We start from the raw sequence: 25,631 nt of genomic DNA, 5'->3' as shown, positions 1-25,631 counted from the left end.
CGTCGCTGTCGATACTTATACTTCATAGTAAGCATGAGTCATTGATAGGAATAATATTTCCCAATATATGATTACACTTTTTATTTTAAAATAAATATTAACCAAAAGTGACAGTGCGTCTAAACCTCTTAACACCCCACAAATTCGGCGAAGTCGCACGCTCGTCAAGAGTGATTGACCTACCCGGTAGTTGCAGCTTTAAACCAGCTGAACTTATTCCTTAACTACCTGGTAACCAATCAGCGCCTAGCAATTACTCCCCAGCCGATTGCAAACTATTTATAATCAACAAGCTTATTTATTTCTGAGCAAATTCTTAATCTTTGATAGGCGATCAAACAAGGTCCGCTCAGCACCATATTGCGTTGGTTTGTAGTATTCAGTCCCGGTGAGGTTCTCGGGTAGATACTGTTGAGCAGCTATCGCATGTGGAACATTATGCGGATAGATATATCCCTTACCGTGCCCTAAAGCTGATGCCCCCTGATAGTGTCCGTCACGAAGATGCATGGGAACTGCACCAGAACCGCCGGCCTTGACATCGGCCTGCGCCGCATCAATAGCCGCACATACAGCGTTCGACTTAGGAGCAGTTGCCAAGTGAATGGTCGCTTGGGCCAAATTTAGTCGAGCCTCCGGCATCCCAATGAACTGCACTGCTTGGGCTGCGTTGATCGCAGCTGTCAATGCTGTGGGGTCAGCCATTCCGATGTCTTCACTGGCATGAACTACCAAACGACGCGCGATGAATCTCGCGTCCTCCCCTGCCTCAAACATACGGGCAAGATAATGAAGTGCCGCATCTACATCAGAACCACGGATAGATTTGATAAACGCGCTCACCACATCATAGTGCTGGTCACCATTACGGTCGTATCGAACTGCCGCTTGGTTTAGTGCCTGCAAAGCGTGCTCAATACTGATTCCTGGTTGTTTATCTGATGCATCAGCTTCACCTAAAGTCACAGAAGCTGCCGCCTCAAGAGAGGTTAGCGCTTTCCGTGCATCCCCCGATGAAACCCGTACTATATGTTCCATGGCTTCATCGCTCAGAACAACAGCGCCTGCCAAACCGCGGGAATCTGAAACAGCACGATTGATGAGCCCCTCAATATCGGTGTCCTCAAGCGAAGTCAAAGTCAGTAAAACTGATCGCGACAACAAGGGAGAAATCACTGAAAATGAGGGGTTCTCAGTAGTCGCCGCGATCAGAACGACCCAACCGTTCTCAACGCCAGGAAGTAAAGCGTCCTGCTGAGCTTTTGTAAAACGATGAATCTCATCTAAAAACAGGACCGTTGAAATCCCGTGAAAGTCTCTGTCTTGCAAGGCCTGATCCATGACGGCACGCACATCTTTTACGCCCGCAGTGATAGCTGAGAGTTCAACGAATTTGCGACCACCCGCTCGAGCAATGACATTCGCAAGAGTGGTTTTTCCTGTCCCGGGTGGCCCCCACAAAATCACGGACTGCGGCGCAGTCGTTGAGCCAGACTCCCCCGCTAAAACACGCAGTGGCGAGCCCGGTCGCAGAAGATGCTTTTGACCTACAATCTCATCGAGGACGCGTGGACGCATCCGCACCGCCAACGGCGCCTTGGCGCGACGTATCTCTGGCTCTGCCGCATCATCTTCAGAACTCATAGTGTCAAATAAATCTGCCATTACAGAAGATCTTTCGAGTCAAGAATAAGCGTCACGGGACCATCGTTAGTAAGCGATACCTGCATATCAGCACCAAATACACCCGTCTCTACCGACACACCTAGTTCGCGTAACTTGGCAACATACTGCTCATACAGAGGTTCAGAAATTTCACCCGGTGCCGCCTTTGACCACGAAGGACGACGGCCTTTTTTCATGTCGGCGTAAAGAGTGAATTGGCTGATAGCAAGTACAGGTGCGCCAATATCAGTAGCAGATTTTTCGCCATCAAAAATTCGCTGGTTCACTGTTTTCTCAGCAAGTTTGTTGACTTCGGCATTACCATCTTCGTGAGTGATACCAACCAGTGCGACTAGAGCAGGCCCGTCAACTGCACCTACCACGTTGCCATCGACTTTCACCGTTGCATTTTTTACGCGTTGTACTACTACTCGCACCGTCAAACCTTTCTTCGTACACTGAATGTCTTAAATCTACCCTTTACAGCCAATAGTGTCGTTGGCCCTCTTTGTCTTTCACAGACGGCGAAGACAAAAAAGGGGCTACCCCGAAGCTCACAGACCCAACTTAAAAGTGGGTCTGGATTCAACCGAAGTAGCCCCATCAGCTAAAGGAATATATCACTGGTAATAACCAGTGAAACAGGCGTCTTACGCGTCCTTTTTCTCATCCTTCTTATGCTTGAAATCCACGCCAGCTTCCTTACGCTGCTGAGCGGTGATGGGCGCAGGTGCGGCAGTCAAAGGATCGTAACCGCCACCGGTCTTCGGGAAAGCGATGACGTCGCGAATTGAGTCGGTACCGCCAATCAGCTGTAGAACGCGATCCCAACCGAATGCGATGCCACCCATGGGAGGAGCGCCGAAGGAGAACGCGTCCAGCAAGAAGCCGAACTTCTCGCGAGCTTCTTCTTCGCCAATGCCCATAACGTTGAAGACGCGTTCCTGAACGTCTTTACGGTGAATACGAATTGAACCGCCGCCAATTTCGTTACCGTTACATACGATGTCGTAGGCGTAAGCCAGGGCATCACCGGGGTTCTGGTCGAAAGAATCGAGGAACTCGGGCTTAGGCGAAGTGAATGCGTGGTGCACTGCTGTCCAAGCTGAGTTACCAAGAGCCACATCGCCGGATGCGGTTGCATCTGCAGCGGGTTCAAACATGGGAGCATCTACAACCCATACGAATGACCAGTCGCCATCCTTGATGAGGCCGGTGCGGTGACCGATTTCAACACGTGCTGAACCGAGCAGTGCACGTGATGCCTTAGCGTCACCCGCAGCGAAGAAGATGCAGTCGCCGGGCTTAGCACCGGTTGCAGCAGCCAGACCTTCACGTTCTGCATCAGTGATGTTCTTGGCTACGGGACCGGTGAGTTCGCCGTCTTCCTGAATGAGAACGTACGCAAGACCCTTTGCGCCGCGCTGCTTAGCCCATTCCTGCCAAGCATCCAGGGTACGGCGTGCCTGCGAAGCGCCGCCTGGCATAACTACCGCGCCAACGTAGGGTGCCTTAAAGACGCGGAAAGTCGTGTCCTTGAAGTAATCAGTAAGTTCAGTAAGTTCAAGACCAAAACGAAGGTCGGGCTTATCTGAACCGTACTTCTCCATTGCATCTTTGTACGTGATGCGCTCAATAGGACGAGGAACCTTCACATCGATAAGGTTCCAGACTGCTTCCACAATGCGCTCACCGAGATCAATAATGTCTTCCTGATCAACGAATGATGCTTCAATATCGAGCTGAGTAAATTCAGGCTGGCGATCCGCACGGAAGTCTTCGTCACGGTAGCAACGAGCAATCTGGTAGTACTTTTCAATGCCACCAACCTGCAGAAGCTGCTTGAACAGCTGCGGTGACTGAGGCAACGCGTACCATGATCCGGGCGCCAAGCGAGCAGGCACCAAGAAGTCACGTGCGCCCTCAGGAGTTGAACGGGTCAAGGTCGGGGTCTCAACCTCGGTGAAGTTATCCGAAGCCAAAACTTCACGGGCTGCACGGTTTGCTTCTGAACGCAGACGCATCAAACGAGCAGGTTCGGGACGGCGCAAATCAAGGTAGCGGTACTTCAGGCGAGCCTCTTCGCCCACCTCAACATGCTCATCAATCTGGAAAGGCAGAGGCGCTGCAGTATTGAGAACCTCAACCTCCTTAACCATGACCTCAATTTCACCGGTCACTAGGTTAGGGTTTTCGTTGCCCTCAGGACGCTTGGAGACCTCACCGGTGACCTTCAGGACGTACTCGTTACGCAGGTGCTCAAAATCAGCTTCGTTGTGGAAGACGACCTGGGTTACACCTTCACGGTCACGCAAGTCAACGAATGCGACGCCACCGTGATCGCGACGGCGTCCAACCCAACCTGCAAGAGTAACGGTTTCACCAATGTTTTCGGCGGTCAATTCGCCGAGGGTATGTGTGCGTAGCACTCATAATCCTTTCGTAGGCGCCAGCTTCTAACTGGCTCACTATGTTCTGGGCGTGCCGTTGAGTAGGCACGGTGAATTAATAAAAGTTTATCGGTTCAGTGAAGCTTATTCGCCAACCGCTGTCACTGAAACCTTCAGATCCTCAGCCGGAGGGTTCCAGGAGGTCGGGTCTGCCTCGACCTGTTCTCCACATCGGATGTCCTTGACCTGGTGGTCGATAACACCGTCCTTTTCGTTCAAGAACCAGACAAAGGGAATCCCACGTTTTTCAGCGTATTTAATCTGCTTACCGAACTTAGCCGCATTGGCAGAAACTTCACACGCAATGCCGCGTGAGCGAAGATTATCTGCAACGTCCTGAGCTGATGACCACATCTCATCATTGGTCAATGCAATAAATACTGCTGAGGGAACTGAGCGTGAGGCTCGAGCAAAGTTCTGTGACAGGATGCGTGCGACCACACGGGTGACACCAATCGACAGACCAACACCGGGGTAAGTCTTCTTACCGTTGGATGCGAGAGACTCGTAGCGTCCGCCAGAGCAAATGGAACCCAGCTGTTCGTGGCCTACCAGCACAGTTTCGTAAACGGTGCCGGTGTAGTAGTCAAGGCCGCGTGCAATAGAAAGATCAGCAAGGACGCGACCGGGTGCTCGCTTTGAAGTTTCTGCAATGACTTCTTCAAGTTCTGCAATGCCCTCTTCAAGCAGCTCATGCTCAACACCAAGAGCTCGAACCTGTTCTACAAAGGAAGTGTCATCGGTTTTGATTTGAGCCAGTTTAATTGCGGCTTCTGCCTGCTCATCGTTAGCACCGAGTTCGTCCTTGAGAAGCTGAGTCACAGCGTCCGGGCCAATCTTGTCAATTTTATCGATAGAACGCAACACGCCGGCAGTGTCTTCGAGACCAATGCCCTTATAGAAACCTTCGGAAAGTTTACGGTTGTTGATGCGCAACTTAAAAGCAGGAATCGGAAGCTTGGAGAGAGCATCCACCATGACTAGAGCGAGCTCCACATCGTAGCGGAAGGGCAACTCGCCATCCCCCACAACATCAACGTCCGCCTGTGTAAACTCACGTGCGCGTCCCTCTTGGGGGCGTTCACCACGCCAAACCTTTTGAATCTGGTAACGCATAAAGGGGAAGTTTAGATATCCCGCATTTTCAACGACATAACGCGCAAACGGCACAGTGAGGTCAAAGTGCAGAGCCAGCTTTTCTTTCTTACCGCGAGAATCGTCTTCTTGTAGGCGAGAAATTGCGTAAACCTCTTTATCGATATCACCCTTGCGCAGCAACTGATCGATAGTTTCAACGCTACGAGTTTCGATAGGAGAAAAGCCGTGGAGCTCAAAGGTTTCACGCAAAGTATCCAGTACAAAATTCTCAACCAGACGCTCTTGAGGCAAGTGCTCTGGGAAACCAGAAAGTGAAGCCTTACGGGCCATTATTCAAACTCCTGAAAACGGACGATGATACTACCAATCTGTAATCCCCGTCAGATAACGGGAAAACACAGTTACTTTAAAGATTACTTGAAAAACCACTACTCCCCCAACTAACGCACGGATTCACAAGCTGATGAGCTGTTACGATTGGTCACACCAGTATCTCGGGAAACGACCTGCATTTCCCCTACAAAATTCACTGTGAATGATGCGCAACAAGACCAGACGACAGTAGACTAGGAGGACGTCGTGCGCCCATGCCCACTGAGTTAGGTATACTCACGACGTCACGTTGTACATATGTGCTTTAATGCACCAAACGAAAGAGAAGTTTTAGCGGTGACTAACAAATCCGACGACAACACCACCGTCAACCTCGAAGAGGCCCGCAAATTTGGCCGAGTATCAGAAGACAATCACGTTTTTGTCATCGTAGAAGGCGAAGATTTTGTAGTTGGTCAGGTGCCTGAGGCAAAGACCGCTGACGAAGCTCTCGCTTATTTCGCTCGCAAATTCCAGAACGTAGAATCACAGGTTGCCCTGCTTGAATCACGAGTTGAAAACAAGGCGCCAGCCGCTGATACACAGAAGGCTGTAGAACAGCTTGCTAGCCAGCTTGCTAAGCGTGACATGGTGGGTGACTACACCAAACTTACTGAGCGATTGGCCGCTCTCACTAGCAAAATTGCTGAACGCGCAGAAGAAGAAACCAAGGAATCTGAAGCTAAGCGTGCTCAGGCACTTGAGGCTCGTGAAGCAATTGTTTCTGAAGCTGAAAAAATTGCGGCTCAGGATAAAGACAAGATTCACTGGAAGAACTCATCCAACCGCATGAATGAGCTTTTCGAAGAATGGAAGAAAGTTCAGCGTGAGCTCTTCTTGCCCAAGGCAATTGAAGACGAGCTCTGGAAGCGTTTCCGCGCAGCACGCACCTCATTCGATAAAGCACGCCGCGCTCATTTCTCGCAGCTCGATGCAGCAAACGCTAAGGCTAAGAAAGTTAAGCAGGGTCTGATTGAAGAGGCAGAAGCTCTTTCATCCTCAACCGATTGGGCTGAAACCACCGCTAAATACCGAGCTCTGATGGATCGTTGGAAGGCAGCTCCCCGCGCATCACGCCGTGAAGATGACGCCCTCTGGGCTAAGTTCCGCGCCGCGCAGGATAAGTTCTTTGACGCTCGCACTGCAGCAAACGCTGAGCTGGATAAAGAATATGAAGCCAACCTTGCAGTCAAGGAACAGCTACTCCAAGAAGCTCGCGCAATCCTGCCCGTCAAGGATATAAAGGCAGCTAAGGCCGCACTTGAACCCATTCTTGACCGATGGGATGCTGCCGGTCGAGTTCCCCGCAAAGCTGTGCGTCGCATCGAAGGCGAACTCAAGAAAATCCAGGATGAAATCCACAACGCTGAGAGCGCTAAGTGGTCAAAGAGCGATCCTGAAAAGAAGGCACGCGCCAACTCAATGCTGACTCAGCTTGAAGATTCCATTGCGGGACTTGAAGCTGACCTTGAGAAGGCGCAAGCTGGTGGAAACTCGAACAAGATTAAGAAAGCGCAAGAGGCACTGGATGCGCGTCGTCAGTGGCTTGAGACCTTGAAGGCTTCATCTTCTGAGCTCAATAACTAAATAGTTTATGACGTAAAATTTCGCGGATTTCGGAGTTATCCACAGCCTCCGGAATCCGCGATTTTTTATCGCTCGCTTTCATGTACCCTAAATCTCATGAGCCATGACACACATTCAATTCTCACGATGCTTCCATACCCGTTGCTTAATGCTTCCGAGCAATCTGAGGCTGAACAGATAGCGCAGTTGAGCCGTAGAATTGTACCCGTCCGAAAACCTGAACCGTATATCCGAGAAAATGAGGTCAACAGGTCTCTCAATCACCAGTGTCTGGAAGAAATGATTGATATCGGCTCTCTTGATTTACAACCCGAAGAGACTTCAGCCCTAGTTGCAGACCTGAACTTGAAGCATCTGGTGGGGACATTTTTTGTTCAAAATACTGTGAGCGTTACACCACGCCATCGATTCATAGCGCTTGGTGCATCGGTTCCTGAAGTTGCCAGACAAGCTGGGCGGTTCTCGCGCACCACTGCAGGTTGGGCATGGGGCTTCAATCCATTACCGGAAGAACTGCACATGGATTTCGACAGGCTCAAAAGGCCCAATCAAGAGATTCTCAAAAGACACGGACTAACTGTGCACCAGGTACATTTGCATCCACTTGAAGGCGCCCAATATCACGAGACGACGTGCACTACACCCCTGAAAACCGTTGTTGACTTGATTGTTCATCATGAAAACCTGGCTCTAGATTATCTGCCCACCACGCTGTCTGATGCGCCATACGGATGCACGCCTGAGAGCATCATCAGTTATATTCAAGAAACCCCCTACGTTCGCAATAAAGATAGGGCCGTAGATATCGTTAAAGTTGTAGAGGCACTCAGCAGAATCCGATAGTTATCTCAATGTAAAAAAGTGCGCCGTGACTTTTGGTTCACAGCGCACTTTATACTGAATAGCGTTTTAGGAAGAACGTGATCCCGTCAGGCGGTAGGCGCGGTAGACGCCATCAACGTTCTGAATAACATTGATGAGATGTTCCAACATAAACCTATCCCCGAGTTCCAAGGTGTAACGAGATACCGCAAAACGGTCTTCGCTCGTATGAACCCTCGCGTCCACAATGTTGACGTGTTGCTCAGAGATGGTACGAACTACGTCAGATAGTAGGGCCTTGCGGTCTATACCTTCCACCTGAATCTGCGTGCGGAATACAGCCGTACCGGTCGGAGCCCATTCAACCTCGGTAAGTCGAGGTTCTTCTTCAGCACGACGCATATTAGGGCAGTCTTTTCGATGCACCGAAATACCCTGCAGCTTGGTAACAATACCAACAATGTCATCCGGGGGTACAGGATTGCAGCATCGAGCTATTCTTGTCATCACACCTTCAGCGCCGGGAACCACAATGCCGTTATCGCTCACCGGCTGACGACGTTCGGTGAACATTAGCTCGTCAAAGTCATTAACTTCGGGCTCAGGCCCGGTCTGATCGCCATTGTAAAGCGTTACCAGAGTGTCAATGACATCCTGTGCGCTAATCTGACCATCGCCCACAGCATGGTAGAGCGAAGCTACATCGTTCTTGTGGAGAATCTGCGCAGCCTGAGTCATTAAGGCGGGCGTCATCATTTTCTGCAAAGGCAGCTCGTGATGACGCATAGACTTGGTGAGATTGTCGCGGCCTTTATCAATAGCCTCTAGACGGCGTCCTTTAGCAAAGTGCTGGCGGATTTTAGTGCGAGCACGTGAGGACGCGACAAATTTCAACCAGTCTTCACTCGGCTCAGCATTTTGAGCGTTGCTGGTCAAGATTTCAACGGTATTACCTGAATCTAAGACAGTGTGAAGCGGAACCAGCTTGCCATCAACACGAGCCCCGACAGTTTTCTCTCCAACTTCAGTGTGAATTGCGTATGCAAAATCGACAGGGGTCGAGTTACTGGGTAGCGGAATAGGTTTACCCTGCGGGGTTAGCACTACAATCTCATCAGTATCGAGATTTTCAGCCAGCATCTCGTAGAATTTCTCGGACTCAGGGTTTGAACTCGAGATTTCAGCGATGCTCTGCAAAACACCAATGTTGAGATTTTGAGAATGAGGCTGATGCTCGTGGCTTTTACCGTTTGTGGATGCGGCGTCTTTCTCACCGCGCGAAGCCGCTTTGTAACGCCAGTGTGCTGCTACACCATACTCAGCTTCTTCGTGCATCTTGTAGGTACGAATTTGGACTTCGAAGGGAAAGCCACCAGGGCCAACCAAGGTAATGTGCAAGGATTGGTAGTGGTTATTCTTAGGAGCTTTAATGTAGTCCTTAAAACGACCGGGAACGATAGGCCACAGCCCCATCACATGACCCAACACGGTATAGCAAGTGGCCTCGTCATCCACCAAAATACGCACGGCGAGAATGTCATTGATGTCGTCAAAGCTTTTATTCTTAGACTTCATCTTTTGGTGAATGGAATAAAAATGCTTGGGACGGCCCGTAATCTGCGCATCAATACCCACCGCGTTAAGATGCTCCAAAATGGTGGTTCGTCCTTCTGCAAGGTACTTTTCCATTTTGGGGGTTCGCTCCCCAACCATACGCACAATTTCAGCGTAAATATCTGGAGACATGGCCGCAAACGAAAGGTCTTCGAGTTCCCATTTGATGGTGTTCAGACCGAGTCGATGAGCTAGCGGAGCATAAATTTTAAGCGTCTCTTCTGCCTTCTTTGCGGCTGATCCTGCTGAGACAAAACGCCAGGTTCGAGCATTATGAAGACGGTCTGCAAGTTTAATGAGCAGTACGCGAATATCTTTACTCATGGAAAGCACGAGCTTGCGAATTGTTTCAATGGGTGCGTGCTCGCCGTATTTAACCTTATCGAGCTTAGTCACGCCATCAACGAGATAGGCAACCTCTTCACCAAAATCAGCAGTGAGCTGATCATAGGTATATTCGGTGTCTTCGACGGTGTCATGAAGAAGACCAGCAACCAGTACAGGACCTGTAGCCCCGATTTCAGCCAAAATAGTGGTAACAGCAACCGGATGCGTGATGTAAGGATCACCGCTTTTACGTTTCTGCCCGCGGTGGTACTTATCAGCTACCTCAAAAGCACGCTGTAGAACATCGAGATCCTCATCAGGATGATACTTCTTGACGGTTCTAATGACGGGTGCCAGCACCGGAGAAAAATGACCAGACGGTGAGACATCAGGTGCATAACGAGGAAAAACTAGACGGGTGGGGACGCGTTCGCCAGCAGACATGACGCGGTGAGAACCTCGCGTGGGTTTAGGGTTTTTGCCGCCCTGAGCCGAACCAGCATTGTGAACATCTGCCATGACGCTCCCCCTGTTCCATTCCGTGTGTAGGTTTATTGTATGCCCAAGCACATATTTCTGCACGTTGACGTGCGTAACCTTGCTTCACCGATACCCCGGCTAACATAGGCACAACAAAGGCGGCCACCTGTGCAGGTGACCGCCTTCGCTATAGAGGGGTGATGAACCCATACTTAGAACGAAACGCTATTGATTTCGATGTTCTGAGCAGGTGCTGTGGCAACGCGCGCCGCAACCGGTTCATCTTTCAATTCGCCAGAGCGATACTTTGCAACGAGCTCACCATGTTCGCTCACACGTTTCTCGCCTAAACGCAGCAACGCATACAGCGGAGCTGCAACGAACAAGGTTCCCAACGTACCCACAATAATGCCGATGAACAAAGCCAACGATAGATCTTTCAAGGTACCGGCACCAAGCAACATCGCGCCAATAAACAAAATCGAACCGACCGGCAAGAGACCCACAATCGAGGTATTAATCGAACGCACCAGCGTCTGGTTGACGGCCAAGTTAATCTGCTCGCCAAAAGTACGATCCTTGCGTTCAAAAACATCAGCTGTGTTTTCACGAATCTTATCGAAGACAACCACCGTGTCATACAGAGAGTAACTCAAAATGGTCAAGAAGCCGATGATCGCGCTCGGAGTGATCTCTAGGCCAATGAGAGCATAAAGCCCGACCGTAGTGCTGACGGTAAAAATCAAACCGGCGATAGCAGAAACCGCCATCTTCCACGTACGGAAGTAAAGCGCCATACCCAGCATCACCAGCAGAACAAACCAGACCAAACCCCACATCGCCTGTCGAGTGACATCAGCACCCCAAGTAGGACCAACGAATGATGAGGTGACATCTGAGTCCTGTACGCCATAAGCGTCCTTGAGAGATGAGGCTACAGCTAACGTCTGCTCATCGCTGAGTTCGCTCATCTGCGCGCGAACCGTACCGGGAGCAATATTCGTCACGCGTACATCGGTTGCCTCCGGTGCAGCCTGAGAGACCGCGTCCTGCCCCACTGTAATATCGGTGTTAGAAACAGATGACACCGTGAATTCTGAACCGCCGCGGAAATCAATACCAAGGTTGAAACCGCCCTTAAGTACGGGAATCAAAGCTGCAATCACAACAATTGCAAATGCCAAGGCAACCCAACGCTTACGGTGAGCAACAAAGCCAAAAGACTTTTTGCCCGAATGCAGGTCGTTACCAAACTGGGCAAGTTTATTAGCCATTATTGACCTCCGCTGCCTTTTCTTCTTCCTCTTGGGCTAGGCGCAACGCACGACGACGTTCCGCCGCTCCCATACCATCATTCTCTTCAGGTGTGCGGACGCGTCCTGCTCCTCTGTACAACGGTGCAGCCCCCAGAGCCTCAGGGTCCATGCCCGAGAATCGACCACCATTTGCAAAGTATTTGGTGTGGCCGAACAGAACCATCATGGGGTGAATCAACAGGTACGTAACAATCAGGTCAGAAATCGCAGTCAAACCAAGTGTGAATGCGAAGCCGCGTACGTTACCAACAGATGCTAAGTACAGAACCACAGCAGCGAGAAGATTCACTGCCTTCGAGGCCAAGATTGTGCGCTGCGCGCGATCCCAACCATGATCAATTGCAGCTGCGATGGTACGGCCGTTACGAATCTCATCACGGATACGTTCGAAGTAGACGATGAAGGAGTCAGCCATCAAACCGATAGACACGATTAGACCAGCGACACCCGCCAGCGACAGGCGGTAGTTCATCATATTGCCCAGCAGAATAATGAGCGTCAGTGAGAACGATGCAGCAACCATAATCGAGATGATGTTAATCAGACCCACTAAGCGATACTGGAACAGCGAGTAAATGAAGACCAAAGTCAAACCGATCGCACCAGCAATCAGACCCCACTTGAGCTGATCCTGACCCAAAGTTGCAGAAATCTGCTGCTCAGACTGAATGTCGAAGCTAATCGGAAGCGCACCGTACTTGAGCTGTTCACTCAAAGATTTAGCGGTTTCCTCGGTGAAATTACCGGTAATCTGAGACTTACCATCGGTAATCACAGCCTGAGATGTAGGTGCCGATAGCACTTTACCGTCCAGCATAATCGCAAAACGTGAACGTGCATCCTGAGGATTCTGCGCACCAATACCCACAAGACGAGAAGTCACATCCTGGAACTTCTGGCGTGCGGTATCGGTCAGTTCCAGATTCACGCCCCACTGGCCTGTTGAAACACCCTGAGACGATTGAACCTGCGAGTAACTAGCATCCTTAATGTCAGTACCGTTCATTTCAACCGGGCCGAGAATGTACTTCTCTGCACCATCAGTAGAACACGCTACAACCGGTTTGCTAGGATCCTGCGCTTCGGTATCTTCATTTGCGACAGCCGCACAATCCTTCGCTTCATATTCCCGGAAGATGTCAGCGGTCACCCAGTTCATATCGGAACCGTCTTGAGGCTCCCCCGTTGGCTGAGGAAGCTTATCCTCAGCAGTTCGCTGATCTTCTGCGACAGGAGCACCATTACCAGCGACCAACACTGAACGGAAAGACATTTCAGCGGAAGCCTGAATCAAATCACGAGTCTGACTATCAAGTGTACCCGGAACAGAAACAACCACATTCTTACCGGACTGAGTTGTCACCTCTGCCTCGGCAACACCAGAACCATCAACGCGCTGACGAATGATATCGACAGCCTGAGCCAGCTGTTCCTCGTTCACCTCTCCAGAGTTATCACCAGAAACCTTTGGCGCAAGAATCAACTGTGTACCACCGGATAGGTCCAAAGCGAGCTTAGGTGACCAGGTTCCACCGGTCGATGCGAATGCAAAAATACCGCCTATCACAGCGGCTATCACCACGAACATACCAATGATGGCGTTCCTAGCTTTAGCGAGCTTACGGCTACTAGCCATATACTGCCCCTTATATTGAGTTAAATTCACAACGCAAATGCACGTAAGCATCAAAAATATTCGCTTACGTGCATTGTGCTTTTGATATTTAATTATGAACGCTGTAGCTGGTGGAACGCTGTATTCTTATCCGATTTTGAGACACAGTTAGAAAATTAAGTGCCACGTAAACCGTCTTGCGTTGGTTTAACCACAAAAATTGGTTACGCCATTTCCGGTGGTTCTAGCCCTAAGTGTTCCCACGCAGCGGGTAAGGCAACGCGTCCCCGAGGGGTTCTACCCACCATACCTTCACGCACCAGATAGGGCTCAGCCACACTTTCAACTGTCTCAGTTTCTTCGCCGACCGCAATGGCAAGAGTTGAGAGACCAACTGGTCCGCCGCCAAATTTATGAATCAGAGTTTCGAGAACATCTCTGTCGAGACGGTCAAGACCACGCGAGTCAACCTCATACATATCAAGGGCTGATGCCGCGTCGTGGGCGTTGATATCGTCTACCCCATTCACCAGAGCCCAGTCGCGGACGCGACGAAGCAAGCGGTTAGCAATACGCGGAGTGCCGCGTGAACGACCAGCAATCTCGCCAAAACCTTCGGTTGAAATTCGCATATCCATCAAACCAGCGCTACGGCGAAGCACCAGTTCAAGTTCTTCAACAGAATAGAACTCAAGATGTCCGGTAAAACCAAAACGGTCTCGCAATGGGCCAGGAAGTAAACCGGCTCGTGTGGTTGCACCCACCAAAGTAAATGGCGGCAGATCCAGCGGGATTGAGGTTGCGCCTGCTCCCTTACCGACCACAATGTCAACGCGGAAATCTTCCATCGCCATGTAGAGCATTTCTTCTGCAGGACGTGACATGCGGTGGATTTCATCGAGGAAGAGAACCTCACCCGGAGTCAACGATGAAAGAATAGCCGCCAAATCACCGGAATGCTGAATTGCGGGGCCGGAGGTGATGCGCAAGGGTGCTTCCATCTCTGCAGCAATAATCATGGCCAGCGTGGTTTTGCCCAAGCCGGGAGGACCAGACAGCAAGACGTGATCGGCGCTACGACCGCGCATCTTGGATGCTTCAAGAACCAAAGAGAGCTGCTTGCGGACGCGCTTCTGCCCTACAAAATCGTCGAGACTCTTGGGGCGAAGTGCCGCCTCAATCATCTTTTCTTCGGGTTCTTCCTCTGTTGCAACTAGGCGCTGACCGGGAATGTCAACTCCGCCTGCGATACTCATAGACCTAAACCTCTACTTCAAACTTAGTGCGCGGTTGACGGTGCTTAATGGCGGCCCAAAGAATGCTGAGACCCCAGCGTTGCCAGTACCGACTTGAGCGCCTGAGCAACCGACAGTGTTTCCGCCTTGGCGTCGTGCTGAATGAACGCATCCACTGATGCGGTAGCGTCCTTTTCGCTCCACCCCAGCCCCATCAGAGCATCAACTACCTGAGGCTTCCATGCAATCCCGGTATTCAAAGGCAACTGATCAGCTGAATTTTCTTCACCCGAAAGAATGAGCTTTCCGGCAAGCTCCAAGACGATGCGACGCGCCCCCTTAGGGCCAATACCCGGCACCTTGGTAAAGGCTTTATCATCACCGGTCGCCACGGCCCGTTCAATATCAGAGGCGGTATGAATGCCCAAGGCAGCCAATGCAATGCGCGGACCAACGCCCGAAACGGACAGGAGAAGATCGAAAACAGCGCGTTCTGCCGGCTCTGCAAAACCGTAAAGAGTCATGGAATCTTCGCGCACAATCATGGTGGTGAGTACGGTGGCTGTCTCCCCCACATGCAAGGATGCCAAAACACGCGCTGGCGCGTTCACCAACATGCCAAAACCATTGACATCAATCACTGCGGAATCAAGACCTACGTGCTGTACGCGGCCGGTCAAAGAACTAATCATAAAAACAATTCTATTAGAAAATATGTTCGAATATCTACCCTATGGGCGTGCGGCTAGTTACGACCTTCTAGCTTTCGCCTCAGCATCCATCCAAGCACGTTGAGCCGGGGTGAGGTTTTGCTTACGACGCACGCGAGCATGGGTAGACCTTGAGCCCTGGTGAGTCTGGGTGCGCTCGGACATGTTAATACCGGAGCCAATACCTCCACCGCGCCAACCGTGGCAGATGGCCAAAGCCAACGCATCCGCCGCGTCCGCAGGCTTAGGAAGAGCATCAAGACCCAAGATACGTGCAACCATTCGCTGCACCGACGCTTTATCAGCTCGACCAGAACCCGTCACAGCGGCTTTCACCTCAGATGGGGTGTGAAAGAAAACAGGAACACCGCGAGAAGCGGCAGCTGCAATCACCACACCCGAGGCATGAGCGGTACCGATAACAGTGTTCACCTGCTCCTGGGCAAAGATACGCTCAATCGCCAGAGTGTCGGGCTGATACGCATCAAGCCACTGTCCCGCAGCCTCGAAAATTGTGTGCACGCGATGATCCAAAGACTGGGTCGCTGGAGTTCCAGCAACACCAACATCAACAAAATGCGCCTTACGGTTAGCAGTCATATCAACCATGCCAAAACCGCAACGCGTCAAGCCCGGGTCAACACCCAAAATACGGGCAGCGCCCGGAACACGAGCTTCACGCTCGCCTTCCGGGCGCCTAAAGTTCAGTGAAGTAGGCAAACCCTGCCCTCACCTTTCTCCTCAAGACTTAGTCGTCTGCCTCAAGCTCAGCCATAACATCTTCTGAGATATCAGCGTTTGAGTACACGTTCTGAACGTCGTCAAGTTCTTCAAGAGCGTCAGCCAGTTTGAGGAACTTCTTTGCGCCGTCCTTATCGAGAGCTACCTGCATGGTGGGGCGGAAAGCAGGCTCATCGTTGTTGTAGTCGAGCTCAGCTTCTTCGAGAGCCTTACGCAGCTCTGGAAGGTCTGAAGCACCGGAAACAACGGTGAAAACCTCGCCCTCGTCAATAACCTCTTCAGCGCCTGCATCCAAAACAGCCATCAAAACATCGTCCTCAGTCAGACCATCAGTCTTGGTAACTTCTGCAACGCCCTTGCGCTCGAACATGAACGCAACTGAACCTGAGTCAGCCAAGGTACCGCCATTTCGGGTAACAGCAGTGCGAACTTCAGCAGCTGCACGGTTGCGGTTATCGGTCAAACATTCAACGTAGAGCGCAGTTCCCTGAGGGCCGCGTACCTCGTACATGATTTCGGTGTAGTCAATGGTTTCACCGGTCAGACCAGCGCCACGCTTAACTGCGCGATCAATGTTGTCGTTGGGAACAGAGTTCTTCTTCGCCTTTGACACAGCGAGGTCAAGAGCGGGGTTAGCTGAGGTGTCAGCGCCGCCCATACGTGCTGCAACTTCAATTGCCTTAATGTACTTCGCGAAAGCCTTTGCGCGCTTAGCGTCGATTGCAGCTTTCTTGTGCTTGGTAGTCGCCCATTTGGAGTGACCCGACATGGAATTCTCCTTGTACGTAGTGTCTGCTTGGTGTTTTAGCGCCAAAAGTGCGGTAAAAATCAAGCTTTATTGCGTAGTAAACCGGGTTCTATTGTACCGGTATATGAATTTTTAGCGAGGACGCTCGATAGCGGCTGCGCGAGCCTTTTCTACGAGCGAGTCATCGATGGTTGCTGGAGTGAACTCGCCGTACTTCTTTTCTGCTGCTTTTGAAATCAAAAAATCTGAAATCTTGGGGTTCTTTGGCAGAAGTGGGCCGTGTAGGTATGAGCCGATGACGTTGTGGACGCGGGCCCCCTCCTTCTTGTCGTCGCGGTTGTTGCCTTCGCCCTTGGTGACGGTGGCAAGCGCCGTGACGCCGTCTCCGAGGTGGGTAAGACCAGAGTGGTTTTCGTAGCCCACGATGGTGCCAAATTCATCGGATTCTTCGACGATGTTACCGATGAGGCGTTCTTCGCCGCCTTCAGTAATGAGGTCAAAGATGCCAATGCCGGTCAGATTCTCGCCGCCAATAGTGCGGAACTCTTTACCAAAGAGCTGATACAGACCACAGATCACCAGCATGGGTGTGCCGCCTTTAGCCATCGCTTTGAGACGGTCACCAATAGCGAGTAAGTCGTCCTGAATGATGGTCTGACCGGAATCTTGGCCGCCACCACCTACGATAATATCTGCATGCTCAAGAAATTCGTCACCGGGGTTGTAGTCAATAATCTCGGTGTCGAACCCGTGTGCCTGTGCACGACGCGAGAGCGACAGCGTATTGCCCCAGTCGCCATAGATATTCATATCTTTGGGGTACAGCTGAACAATGGTGAGGGACTTTTTATCCTGTGCAGTCATTATGAGATCTCCTCAACATCGGTAATCTTTGCCAGCTCTTTACGCAACGCCAACATCGCGGTGTAGGTGCAGAAAATACGCATCGACTTGCCTTCGGAGTGCTTGATGAAGCGCTTGAGTGCAGTTTCAAGATCCTCTTCAACATGAGCAACGGCTACGTCATCGTGTTCAAGGCGCAACGCCATATCGTACGCACGAACACCTGAGACCATGTCAACTCCGCCATCCTCAAGGGAGTGGAAGTCAACATCCCACAGCCATGAGACATCGCGTCCGTCGGCGTATTGGTCGTTGATAGCAATCATGGTTGCGTAGTCTTCAGCGGATGCCGATGATAGCGACAGTCGGAAACCAGAGGGGTTCTTCACCAACAAAAGCTGCAGGGTCTGGCCGTCGACATTCAGGGTTTCACCGCGACCAAAAGCCGGGGCAATCTTAGCGAGCTCTGCGATCAATGCCGGACGATCGGCGTCCTGACCCATAACCTCTAGGGTCAGGGCCATTGCTGCAGCCGCGTTGAAAATGTTATATACGCCGTAGAGGTTGACGTCTCCGGTAACTTCTTCGCCGTCGATGAGGAAGGTTGAACGAGTGCCAGTGAATCCTGTCAGTGCGACTTTTGCATCGGGCAGCTGCTCGGTTGAGGCAGTTACACCTGAACGCATTTCATCGTCTGAGGGGAACATGGCGCGCAACTTCTCGCTCAGACCGAAATACTCGATGGTGGTGTCAGCAGCTACATCATTGGCAATCCGACGGATGCGGGGGTCCTCGCGGTTGAGGATGACGGTGCCGGTGGTTGCGGCAGCAACGGTTGAGAGCATACGACGCGTGGTGTCGATTTCACCAAAGCGATCTAGCTGGTCGCGCAATACGTTGAGCAACAAGGCGTAATTGGGTTTCACGCGCTTTACAAAATGAACCGCGTGAGCCTCATCGAGCTCAAGCACAGCAATATCGGCATCGAGCTTGCCGCGCAGATTCATCTCACCCAATAGCGCAGCGGCAACGCCGCGCACAAAGTTGGAGCCGGTGCGGTTGGTGAAAACTTTCAGACCCTGAGATTCCAGCAACTGCACCACCATCTTGGTAGTGGTAGTCTTGCCGTTGGTACCTGAGACAACAACGACTCCGCGAGGAAGCTTAGCGAGCTCTTCAGAAACAAAATCGGGGTGAAGTTTTTCCATCACAAGGCCGGGAAATGCTGAGCCGCCACCGCGAAGCTTGGTTGCGTAGCGAACACCCTGCCCAATGAGGCGAGTTACTGGTCTAGACATACCCACAAGTTTAGCGTGCTTAGGTTTTTTATGCCCGGTGCGCGACGAGGATCTCAGGCAGTGTGAAAGAGATTGCAGGTGGTTTTCGTGAGTCTTGATGATGCCGGTCAGTGCGCCTAAACTGTTCGGCGTGCAAAATCTTCTCTCACAAGCTCAGTCAGATACTCTCATTTTCCGCGATCTTAAATGGATTGACCGTTCACCTACCATGGTTGTTGAACCGCTTATAGACGGCACTTCAAGCGGTGAATTAGAACGGATCTCTATCACCCCGAATGCGTTTATTGGGGTCGATTTTTCTTCGGCCGCCCTGGCGAGCCGTGGGATTTCCGACCAACGGTTTTGCGCCGGTTATGCCAAAGCCAGCGAAGAGCACACTGGTTTCTACACAGTGGCCTGCCCCCATTCCGCAACCATAACTCAAGGCAAACAGTGCCCCCAATGCTTGGCACTGGACGAATTTTCAGCGATGCACGGGATTCACCGCGGCGCTCGCTTAACCTCAGCGGCTGAAGACTACGCCGAGCTCGAGCACTGGCTCTACATCGCGACCTTCCCCGACGGCACATCCAAGGTGGGCACCGCGTCCGCCCATTCAAAGCCGCGCCGCCTCGATGAGCAAGCCGTCGCCTGCGCAACCTACGTAGCTCACGCCAATGACGGCCGGCAGGTACGCATCTGGGAAGATTTAGTAACTCGCGAAGCGGGTCTAGTCCAGGCAAAACAAGTACGAGCAAAATACAAAGCATGGACGTCACCGCTGCCTGCATCAGAGATTAAGGAAGCCCATGAGAAGGCCGTCGCGCTTGCAACCTGGTCCTTACAAGAAGCAGCGCTTTTCGAGGACTACATCGAAGAAGACCAAATCATTGCTGAAAAGTGGCAACCATCTCCAGCCATGAAGAGTGCGTATTCTTCAATTGCTGAAGGTAATGATGGATCTTTGCACACCTTTGAACCGCTACTCAATAGCCCTCGCGGGTTCTATATCAACGGCGCAACCGGAAAATTTCTGGTGGCGCACTTTGGCAACTCAGAGGCCGTCTTTCTGGTCAATCTTGCCGAAGTAGCAAACCGGGCGTTCATTGTCACCGATACGGTGACAGAAGAACCAACCACACAGGGTTCTCTGTTTTAAACACACACACACGTTGTTTTCGTCTCCCTATCGATTGATACGGGACATCAAGTAAGAGAAGTGCGCGGTCAAAGACTCTAGGTACAGACACGCTAAGTTTGCCGCGAGCATCCACCACTTATAATGAAGACCCGCGAGCTGATTCACTCGACGTTTTTCCACCCTTCAGACAGCAAAGTACGAATATCGTCCAGTGTTTGCGTCATGGTTTTAGTGCCGGCAATAATCGGCAAAAAATTGGTGTCGCCCGACCAACGCGGCAGAATATGCTGATGCAGGTGCGCAGCTACCCCTGCTCCGCCGACCTTGCCCTGATTCATACCGATGTTGAAACCATCTGCTTTGCTCACCACGCGCATTACCCGCATAGCCTTTTGGGTTAACTGAGCAATCTCAGTAGCTTCTTCAAGCGTGGCGTCATCATAGTTAGGAATATGACGATACGGGCACACCAGCAGATGACCGGGATTATACGGATAGAGATTGAGCACCACATAAGCGTTTTCACCGCGGTGCACAATGAGCGATTCTTCATCATCGCGTTCCGGTGCCGCACAGAACGGGCACGTATTTTTGGTGTAGTCCTGTTGCCCTGTCTTGACGTACGCACGACGATGCGGCGTCCACAACCGCTGAAAAGCGTCGGGAACGCCGGGAAGTTGAAAGTCATCTGTTTCGTAAGTGGTGTCTTCGTGCATGTTTTCAGTCTAACCGTTGATGCAAGTCAGGGCGTGTTGAGTGGATTTTTAGACGTGATGGTAGGGACGGTTATTGGCGATCTCTCCGGCGCGATAGATCTGTTCGGTAAGAATCAGGCGCACCAGCTGATGCGGGAAGACCAGCTTGGATAGAGACCACACCGTGTTGGCGCGCTGACGCACCGAATCGTCCACTCCGTAGGCACCGCCAATGACAATAGTGACGGGTTTGTGCCCCAGATTCTGATTGAGGAGCTGTGAAAGTTCGGGTGAGCTGAGGTTCTTGCCACGCTCGTCCAGGAGAATAAGGTAATCGTCAGCGCTTACTTTGCTGAGGATGCGCTTGGATTCTTCAGTACGTGCCTGTTCCTCGGCAAGAGATGAATGTGCAAGGTAGTTCCAAGTGACGTCCCATGGCTTGCGCAGGCGGGTTTCGTAACGGTCAATACCGTCTTTAACCCACTTCTCGTGCTTTTTACCGATGGCGATAATTTTAATGGTCACGGTACTCCCCTAGTCTTTGCGTTTTGCGAGGCTAGGTTCAATCGTACCCAATGCTAAACCCCTAGCGTTGCGCTCAAACGCAGGTGTTAAAGTCTAAGCAGATGAGCGGAACGCTAGGGGTTGGTGAAAGAGTTAGCTCGTTAGCGACGTGTGTTCCATGCACGCAGGTACTGAGAGGGAACATAATCAATGTCAGCATTGAGTTCCTTAGCCCAGTTCAAGGCAAAGGACGCGTTGCGCAGGGCCTCGCGTCCTACCAACACTACGTCAGCCTGTTCTGACCCCACAATGTACTCAGCCAATCGAGGTGAGTTAATCATGCCAACCGCAGCTACCGGAATAGCTGCCTCGCGCTTAACCTGCGCTGCCATAGGGGTCTGGTACCCCGCGTAGACCTTGATAGGTGCCGGGTAGTTACCGCTGGTTGAAATATCTGCCATATCAACACCATCTTCCTTGAGCCACGCCGCAACCTGGGCTGTTTCTTCAACAGTGATGCCGCCGTCTACGAATTCAGTTGCTGACAAACGGACGAGCAGAGGCATATCCTCAGGCATGTTGGCACGCATTGCACGGGCAACACGACGAATCATGCGAGCACGGTTTTCCAGCGAACCGCCGTAGGAATCTTCGCGTTTATTAGAAAGCGGTGAAAGGAACTGAGTCAGCAAGTAACCGTGCGCACCGTGAATTTCGAGGAAATCATAACCTGCTTCAACCGCACGGGCTGCGGCTACACCAAATGCCTCAACGATCTCGTCAATGCGGTCTTCGGTCAGTTCAGTCGTCTCTTTCAGCCCCGGGTAGGCAATAGCTGAAGGTGCGAAAGTCTCCCAACCACCTTCTTCAATGGACAGCGAACCGCCGTCCCGCTTTTCACGTTCTGACACGCTAGATGCCTTTCGTCCTGCATGAGCAATCTGGACGCCTGCCTTAGCTCCGCCATCGTGGATTGCCTGGACGACGCGACGGTGCGCCTGAGTGTGCTCGTCGCTCCAGATTCCTAGGCAAAGAGGGCTAATGCGTCCCTCGGGTAGGACGTTGGTCATCTCAACGATGACGGCGCCCGCGCCACCGCGTGCCAGCGCATTGTAGTGGTGCTCGTGGTAACTGGTCGGAACACCATCCCGCTTTTCAACCGAATACTGGCACATAGGCGGAATCCAGATTCGGTTGCGGGTAGTCATAGAGCGAACAGTGAATGTGTCAAAAAGCGGGGAGGCCATGTTTTCCCTTTCGGTATGGATTCAGTGTGCACGAGCTTTAACCACATGGAACGAATGAAAATTCCTGTCTGAGTCAATTCGCTCAGTGAGATAAGTAAAAATCAGACGTGCGAATGGGGGTCGTGAAAAGTAAACTTGCAGTCATGCATGAACTTTCAGAAACGACCATCCGCAAGAGCTTTGTCAACTGTTCCAAGGGCGAGGCTAAGCGTCTCAACTTGCCTACATTGCGCGAGGTGAAATGGGAGGATCAGATTTTCCTTTCATGGCTTGACCACAAAAGCCCGCTCAAGGGTTGCCTAGTGGTTGAACATGAGGGTGAGGTTCAGGCAGTTTTGTTGCAGAAAGCTAAGGCACAGAGCAAGGCAGCGCAGATGTGTCAGTTCTGCATGACCCTGCACCCCGGCTCGGGTATCTCGATGTACACGGCTGCTCGCCCGGGCGAGTCAGGTCGACGCGGTAATACCATCGGCACCTACCTTTGCGCTAACCTAGCCTGCACCGATTACGTGCTGGGCAAGAAAAAGCCAGTGGGCATTCGACAAATGGAAGAAACACTGACTCTCGAAGAAAAGATTGAGCGCACCAAGAGCAATGCGCTGGGCTTTATCGCACGACTCAAGGACGAGTCTCAAAAACTAAGGGGTACATCGTGTTCGAGCTGAAAGATTTGGAAGTCCCGCTGATTGGGGCGCCGATGGCTGGCGGTCCAACGACACCTGAACTCGTTGCTGCAGTTTCTAACGCAGGCGGTTTAGGAATGCTAGCTGCCGGTTATTTTGATGAGAAGCAACTGGCGGACGCGGTGGCGCAAACGCGTACTTTAACAAAGGCACCCTTCGGCGTCAACCTCTTTGTTCCTCAGGAGCCGATGCAAGATTCCGTGCTCGCCTCTTTGGATACTTATCGAACTGAATTGCAACACTTTGGTGATCAGTACGGTTTAGATATGCAGTCGGTTGAAATCACCATTCCAGAGCATTTTGATGCTCTTATCGGCTGGCTCGAATTCAATCCCCTGCCGGTTGTGACCTTTACTTTCGGCTTACCGTCCGTTGGCGTCATCAAACGCCTTCAGGCAGTTGGTACAGCTGTCGGTATTACGGTGACAAGTGTTGCTGACGCTCTTTCAGCTCACGAGTTCGGGGCTGATTTCCTCTGCGTTCAGGGGCCGGATGCCGGTGGTCACCAGTCGACATTCGGGGTGTTTGAGGATGCAAATACGATAGCTCTTCCCCAGCTTGTACGTGATATTCAGAATGCGGTAGGCCTACCGTTGAGTGCCGGTGGTGGTGTGGGATCAGCTCAAGATGTTGACGCCTTACTGGGCCTTGGTGTTCATACAGTTCAGATTGGCTCTCTGTTGTTGCTCACTGACGAGGCAGGCACCAGCCAGCCGCACCGCAATGCATTACGTTCGGGCATTCGCGAAACACGCATTACACGAGCCTTTACCGGACGTCCTGCCCGTGCAGTTGTCAATGAATTTGTGGCTGAACTCGACGCAAAAGCACCCGCAGTTTATCCTCACATGCATTATTTGACGGCACCTTTACGCGCTAAAGCCAAGGATGCTGGTACTTGGCAGCACGTGAACGCATGGGCGGGTACCGGCTTTGAGAATGCGCAGAGCAAACCGGCAGCTGAGGTTATTGCGGAATTGTTCCCAAGTTATTAGGGCTAATCTCCGCTTCCGCTAGCCCAATTTAGCTGAATTCGATACGTGCTTTGTTGGCTAGCTCTCGACGAATTTCTCCTGTTTTTGCAAAGGTCGCCCAAATATCGCGGACTGCTTGGGATTGTTCTTCTCGTTCATGGGCGTAGAGACCGCCGAAAAGGTCTGAGCCTTTCCACGATGGATTATCGAAAAGTAGTCCGAGCTCTGTGCAGTGCGCGGATGCCATACGATGAGTGGGAAAACCGGTTTGCAACAAGTAACGCGTGGCTTCTCCCCCAGCTTTACGATGGCGTTCTGCAAAATGATCGGCTGTTTTTGCATACATTTTTTGCGAGAAATAGCGGGTGATTGGCTCAATCGTTCTCATGACGCGGTAAGGCAGCTTGTGCGAGATAAAGTACGCTGTTTCGCGTTTATTTGAGCCGATGAGAACCTTGATGTGCTGAGCTACTTTTGCATAAGAAGCGTCTACGTCTTTGGCAACTGGTAGCGGATAGTGCCCGAGCTGGGTTCCAAACGCCATGGTGGAACGTTCGAAACCGAATTTGATTGGGTTCTGCATCTGCATTTTGTAGGCGAGCTCGCCGTATTGCTCGTAAGGCGCGTCCACGGGTAGTTTTTCGATGACCTCGTTGAGCATGAACTCAGCCATTTTTTCTTTGCCGTGGATGAGATCCAGCGGGGCGCTTTGAATAATGGCTTTGTGGATGAGCTCTTCCTCAATAACACCTTCAGAAATCATGAGACGTGAGATGAGGTCACCACCGGCTGACTGACCAAAGGCAGTGATGCTGTTGGGGTCTCCCCCGAAGCGGGGGATGTACTTTTTCACCCAGCGCAGAGCTTCTCGTGCATCGAGCAGACCGAGGTTGGCAGGCCGTCCTTCAGTTCCGCCGAGAAAGCCGAGAATACCCAGGCGATAGGTGACGCGCACTATGATGACGCGGTGCTCAGCCAGCAGGTTGTCCGGGTTGTAACGGGCGCCGTCGCCGCTACCCACAACGTAGGACCCGCCGTGGAAGTAGACCATGACTGGCAGTTTCTCATCCTCTTGAATATCAGCGGGCATAATGACCGACAGGTTCTGACAGTCCTCACTCATGAGCACGGATTGGCGGATGTCGGGCTGTCCTCCTCCGCGAATAAACTGCGGGGCAGCTGGCGCGGGTTGTGACGGGTCAAAGTCAGCGGGCAAATCTTCCAGAGCAAACGACTCAGGGTAGGCAAAGCGGTCAGAAGTAGCGTAGGGAATACCGAGGACTTCGAGGACGCTGCCGCACTGGTGGAGCAGAATATTGGCACTGCGCATAGGGATATTGAGGCTTATTCAAAAGTCCCACCAGCCGCCAAAAACACCAACCCGCGAACTACCGAGAACACCCGCTGATACGAGCTCAACGGCCGTCTGAAACCCATGTGCAGAACCCGCCAGGTCTTAATGTGAGCGATGACCCGCTCCACCACTG

Annotated in this window: 22 protein-coding genes; 5 read left to right on the top strand and 17 right to left on the bottom strand. The window is 51.7% G+C overall.

What is annotated here, in order from left to right; all coding sequences use genetic code 11:
• Positions 1-294: 294 nt before the first annotated feature.
• The 4 genes from HF984_RS01265 to hisS all read right to left on the bottom strand — a co-directional run bounded on the left by HF984_RS01265 (position 295) and on the right by hisS (position 5,543).
• Positions 295-1,665, bottom strand: coding sequence for a replication-associated recombination protein A (locus HF984_RS01265; protein WP_168613876.1), 1,371 nt, complete (start codon positions 1,663-1,665; stop codon positions 295-297).
• Positions 1,665-2,102 (bottom strand): D-aminoacyl-tRNA deacylase, encoded by a 438-nt coding sequence (dtd, locus tag HF984_RS01260; RefSeq protein ID WP_168613875.1) that lies wholly within the window; start codon positions 2,100-2,102, stop codon positions 1,665-1,667. The genes HF984_RS01265 and dtd overlap by 1 nt, the downstream gene beginning before the upstream one ends.
• A gap of 213 nt (positions 2,103-2,315) precedes the next feature.
• Positions 2,316-4,094: an aspartate--tRNA ligase gene (gene aspS, locus HF984_RS01255; RefSeq protein WP_168613874.1), complete on the bottom strand. Its 1,779-nt coding sequence runs from the start codon at positions 4,092-4,094 to the stop codon at positions 2,316-2,318.
• A gap of 105 nt (positions 4,095-4,199) precedes the next feature.
• Complete coding sequence (gene hisS / locus HF984_RS01250) at positions 4,200-5,543, bottom strand: histidine--tRNA ligase (RefSeq protein WP_168613873.1); 1,344 nt, start codon at positions 5,541-5,543, stop codon at positions 4,200-4,202.
• Positions 5,544-5,882: 339 nt separating this feature from the next.
• Between hisS and HF984_RS01245 the strand changes: the two genes are divergently transcribed.
• Both HF984_RS01245 and HF984_RS01240 read left to right on the top strand, forming a co-directional pair.
• The gene (locus HF984_RS01245) at positions 5,883-7,172 is read left to right on the top strand and encodes a DUF349 domain-containing protein (protein WP_343947482.1); all 1,290 of its coding nucleotides are present in this window, start codon (positions 5,883-5,885) and stop codon (positions 7,170-7,172) included.
• Between the two features lie 279 nt (positions 7,173-7,451).
• The gene (locus tag HF984_RS01240; protein ID WP_168613871.1) at positions 7,452-8,015 is read left to right on the top strand and encodes a hypothetical protein; all 564 of its coding nucleotides are present in this window, start codon (positions 7,452-7,454) and stop codon (positions 8,013-8,015) included.
• Between the two features lie 66 nt (positions 8,016-8,081).
• On the opposite strand, the gene HF984_RS01235 is transcribed toward HF984_RS01240, so the two are convergent.
• The 9 genes from HF984_RS01235 to HF984_RS01195 form a co-directional block, all read right to left on the bottom strand.
• Positions 8,082-10,454, bottom strand: a complete 2,373-nt coding sequence (locus HF984_RS01235) for a RelA/SpoT family protein (protein ID WP_168613870.1) — start codon at positions 10,452-10,454, stop codon at positions 8,082-8,084.
• A 173-nt stretch (positions 10,455-10,627) separates the two neighbouring features.
• Positions 10,628-11,689 carry a protein translocase subunit SecF gene (gene secF, locus HF984_RS01230; RefSeq protein ID WP_168613869.1) on the bottom strand — a complete coding sequence of 354 codons (1,062 nt, stop codon included), beginning with the start codon at positions 11,687-11,689 and terminating at the stop codon, positions 10,628-10,630.
• Positions 11,682-13,367 carry a protein translocase subunit SecD gene (gene secD, locus HF984_RS01225; RefSeq protein ID WP_168613868.1) on the bottom strand — a complete coding sequence of 562 codons (1,686 nt, stop codon included), beginning with the start codon at positions 13,365-13,367 and terminating at the stop codon, positions 11,682-11,684. Before secD ends, secF begins: the two co-directional genes overlap by 8 nt.
• Positions 13,368-13,570: 203 nt before the next feature.
• Positions 13,571-14,602 carry a Holliday junction branch migration DNA helicase RuvB gene (gene ruvB, locus HF984_RS01220; RefSeq protein WP_168613867.1) on the bottom strand — a complete coding sequence of 344 codons (1,032 nt, stop codon included), beginning with the start codon at positions 14,600-14,602 and terminating at the stop codon, positions 13,571-13,573.
• Between the two features lie 44 nt (positions 14,603-14,646).
• Positions 14,647-15,273, bottom strand: a complete 627-nt coding sequence (ruvA, locus tag HF984_RS01215) for a Holliday junction branch migration protein RuvA (RefSeq protein ID WP_168613866.1) — start codon at positions 15,271-15,273, stop codon at positions 14,647-14,649.
• A 57-nt stretch (positions 15,274-15,330) separates the two neighbouring features.
• The gene (gene ruvC / locus HF984_RS01210; RefSeq protein ID WP_168613865.1) at positions 15,331-16,011 is read right to left on the bottom strand and encodes a crossover junction endodeoxyribonuclease RuvC; all 681 of its coding nucleotides are present in this window, start codon (positions 16,009-16,011) and stop codon (positions 15,331-15,333) included.
• 28 nt (positions 16,012-16,039) lie between these two features.
• Complete coding sequence (locus HF984_RS01205; protein ID WP_168613864.1) at positions 16,040-16,801, bottom strand: YebC/PmpR family DNA-binding transcriptional regulator; 762 nt, start codon at positions 16,799-16,801, stop codon at positions 16,040-16,042.
• A gap of 111 nt (positions 16,802-16,912) precedes the next feature.
• Positions 16,913-17,644, bottom strand: coding sequence for a type 1 glutamine amidotransferase (locus HF984_RS01200; protein ID WP_168613863.1), 732 nt, complete (start codon positions 17,642-17,644; stop codon positions 16,913-16,915).
• Entirely contained in the window at positions 17,644-18,921 is a 1,278-nt protein-coding gene (locus tag HF984_RS01195; RefSeq protein WP_168613862.1) for a Mur ligase family protein, read from the bottom strand. The genes HF984_RS01200 and HF984_RS01195 overlap by 1 nt, the downstream gene beginning before the upstream one ends.
• A 130-nt stretch (positions 18,922-19,051) precedes the next feature.
• Here HF984_RS01195 and HF984_RS01190 point away from each other — a divergent pair, with 130 nt between their 5' ends.
• Complete coding sequence (locus tag HF984_RS01190; protein ID WP_168613861.1) at positions 19,052-20,059, top strand: hypothetical protein; 1,008 nt, start codon at positions 19,052-19,054, stop codon at positions 20,057-20,059.
• A 143-nt stretch (positions 20,060-20,202) separates the two neighbouring features.
• Here the strand turns inward: HF984_RS01190 and HF984_RS01185 are convergent, their stop codons facing one another.
• From HF984_RS01185 to HF984_RS01175, 3 genes are all read right to left on the bottom strand, one after another.
• Positions 20,203-20,757, bottom strand: a complete 555-nt coding sequence (locus HF984_RS01185) for an HIT family protein (RefSeq protein WP_168613860.1) — start codon at positions 20,755-20,757, stop codon at positions 20,203-20,205.
• 48 nt (positions 20,758-20,805) lie between these two features.
• On the bottom strand, positions 20,806-21,261 hold the full coding sequence (locus tag HF984_RS01180; protein WP_343947481.1) for a 23S rRNA (pseudouridine(1915)-N(3))-methyltransferase RlmH: 456 nt from the start codon (positions 21,259-21,261) through the stop codon (positions 20,806-20,808).
• Between the two features lie 140 nt (positions 21,262-21,401).
• Positions 21,402-22,487 carry an NADH:flavin oxidoreductase/NADH oxidase gene (locus tag HF984_RS01175; protein WP_168613859.1) on the bottom strand — a complete coding sequence of 362 codons (1,086 nt, stop codon included), beginning with the start codon at positions 22,485-22,487 and terminating at the stop codon, positions 21,402-21,404.
• Positions 22,488-22,630: 143 nt separating this feature from the next.
• Here HF984_RS01175 and HF984_RS01170 point away from each other — a divergent pair, with 143 nt between their 5' ends.
• Positions 22,631-23,152 (top strand): FBP domain-containing protein, encoded by a 522-nt coding sequence (locus HF984_RS01170; protein ID WP_168613858.1) that lies wholly within the window; start codon positions 22,631-22,633, stop codon positions 23,150-23,152.
• Entirely contained in the window at positions 23,140-24,165 is a 1,026-nt protein-coding gene (locus HF984_RS01165) for a nitronate monooxygenase (protein WP_168613857.1), read from the top strand. Before HF984_RS01170 ends, HF984_RS01165 begins: the two co-directional genes overlap by 13 nt.
• 28 nt (positions 24,166-24,193) lie before the next feature.
• Here the strand turns inward: HF984_RS01165 and HF984_RS01160 are convergent, their stop codons facing one another.
• Complete coding sequence (locus tag HF984_RS01160) at positions 24,194-25,474, bottom strand: carboxylesterase family protein (RefSeq protein ID WP_168613856.1); 1,281 nt, start codon at positions 25,472-25,474, stop codon at positions 24,194-24,196.
• Positions 25,475-25,631: the final 157 nt, after the last annotated feature.

The sequence above is a fragment of the Rothia terrae genome (assembly GCF_012396615.1).
Taxonomy (GTDB): Bacteria; Actinomycetota; Actinomycetes; order Actinomycetales; family Micrococcaceae; genus Rothia; species Rothia terrae.
The sequence above is the reverse complement of the archived record's forward strand: the minus strand, read 5'-3'. Positions and strand labels throughout refer to the sequence as shown.